Annotated in this window: 3 protein-coding genes and 1 tRNA gene; all 4 read right to left on the bottom strand. The window is 39.1% G+C overall.

Going from position 1 to position 2,062, the window contains the following annotated elements; genetic code table 11:
• Positions 1-1,311 (bottom strand): agmatine deiminase family protein (locus AACY61_RS12900; RefSeq protein ID WP_339611990.1); only part of this gene is annotated, 1,311 nt, incomplete at its 3' end.
• A 12-nt stretch (positions 1,312-1,323) separates the two neighbouring features.
• Positions 1,324-1,479, bottom strand: coding sequence for an SsrA-binding protein (locus AACY61_RS12895; RefSeq protein ID WP_339611989.1), 156 nt, complete (start codon positions 1,477-1,479; stop codon positions 1,324-1,326).
• Between the two features lie 102 nt (positions 1,480-1,581).
• Complete coding sequence (gene rpsT, locus AACY61_RS12890; RefSeq protein WP_339611988.1) at positions 1,582-1,836, bottom strand: 30S ribosomal protein S20; 255 nt, start codon at positions 1,834-1,836, stop codon at positions 1,582-1,584.
• Between the two features lie 37 nt (positions 1,837-1,873).
• A tRNA-Glu gene (locus AACY61_RS12885) sits at positions 1,874-1,945 on the bottom strand.
• Positions 1,946-2,062: the final 117 nt, after the last annotated feature.

Raw genomic sequence — 2,062 nt, 5'->3', positions numbered from 1 at the left:
AGGCTCAACACTAGCTCTAGTTTTTGGATTATTATATTGTTTTAAAAGATAGTTTCCATAATTAGATTCTTCTGTAGTTCCGTCACCGTACTCAATATCTATTGTTGTGTTTGCCTCTTCAATGGGCTGATGAACAATCCATAGCGGGTCTGAAACCCCAATGGCGTGTGTGATGCAATGAATCGCACCGTTGAGTGAAATGAGGTTTTCACCCGAATTATCGACATCTATTCCCACAATGTTGTAACCGGGGAGTAATTCTTCATAGAGTGCCAATGCTTCGTTATCAACTTCCGGTCTGTAAGTAGGCACGATGACTGTTCCGTTTACAAAAACCGAATTGGTATATGTTCTGTACAAACCACCGGAATCGGGATGATTTCCGCCTGTGCTGGGAGGTGCATCAATCCATTCAATTTTATAATCGGTTCCAAAGGGTGATTGGAAAGTGGAAGTTACATAATCAATATTGGCTTCAATTTGAGGACCGTCTGCCACTCCGGGAGGATATTTACTAACCAGGATGGTTTCCTCATCAAGTAACTTCATGTGCATATCAATATGATCAATGGGGTCATAAGGCACCTGATCCATTTTAATGTAGCTTGAAATGCCCTGATATTCCAACATGATATTATCAATATCAGCTTCTGTTTTGGGGGTTACCCCATAAGGATTTCCGGGTTCGTTTTCTTCTAATACGAGTTTGGATGCAAAAGCAGTGCCCATTCCATCAGCCATAAAGTTACCGCCGGTATTGACTAAATCATTACTTCCTGAATTGGTTATATAAATAGGTGAAGCGGTAAAATCTGCATGAAAAGTGGGCATTTGATCATCCAGAGGACGTGGCCTGTTGTAAATCCAATCAACGAGCGCACGTTCACCTACATCATTTGTATACACTGTATTACCGGCATAGTCTCTAATCCAAATTGAATTACTGGGTGCATCTAAAAATTCGACCTGACTCATATCAACCCCATTGGATGTAAGGTAGGAAGTAACAGCTCCGGGGTTTTCGGTAGTAATCAACACTTTACATTCTTCGACGGCAGCTGCAACAATTTGGCGTAAAATATTTTGGAAAGAAGGGGTCCATCGGATTACTAAATATTCAATTTCTTCCCATTCGGCCATTGTTCTTACGGGAAATTCAGGTGGTGGAGTGATCTTGGTACTTTTAAACTGAAACTCAGTTATCAGGCCTTTCTCACTTTCAGCAATTCCTTTTGGTAACACCCGGCTGTTTTGAGCAATGGTTGTTGTGGTAAAAAATACTATAAATAGTGGAAGAAGTAATTTATTCATTGATCATACAAATTAAGAATCTAAAAGGTTTTTGGTGACATAGATTTTCCATGCAAGAATGGCCAATTGCCATTTTTTTGCTTTACTTAAATCCAATCGTTGCTTTGTAAAGTTGGGGAGCAACCATTTATTAAGTACTGAGAGCGTTTTGAAAAATGCTTTTTTCACACGCGCAATGTACAAAAAATCGATGAAACATCAGAAAACAAAAAAACTCTCATCTAAGCAATTAGATGAGAGTTTTGGATTGATTTTATTGTTACAGACCCTTTATGAAAGTGCCGCGACGTGCTTCGATAAACTTGACTTTAAATTAGCTGCTTTGTTATCATGAATGATGTTTTTCTTTGCTAATTTGTCAATCATAGAAACTACAGACGGGAATAGTTTTTCCGCTTCAGCTTTGTTTTCAGTCTCCTTCAATTTTTTGATTGCAGTTCTGGTAGACTTGTGCTGGTATCTGTTGCGTAAACGTTTTGTTTCGCTGTTTCTAATTCTCTTTAACGCTGACTTGTGATTTGCCATTTGTTTTGTTCTTAAAAATGTAACTAATTCTTGTTTGTAGTCCGTAGGGGAATCGAACCCCTGTTACCAGGATGAAAACCTGGCGTCCTAACCCCTAGACGAACGGACCAAATATTATTAAAATTTCATGCCAATTAAGGCTTCTCGACAACACAAACTACTTGTGTTTTTAGTAGTCCGTAGGGGAATCGAACCCCTGTTACCAGGATGAAAACCTGGCGTCCTA

This window comes from uncultured Planktosalinus sp. (assembly GCF_963973675.1).
GTDB lineage: Bacteria > Bacteroidota > Bacteroidia > Flavobacteriales > Flavobacteriaceae > Planktosalinus.
This window is presented reverse-complemented; position numbering and strand designations above follow the sequence as displayed.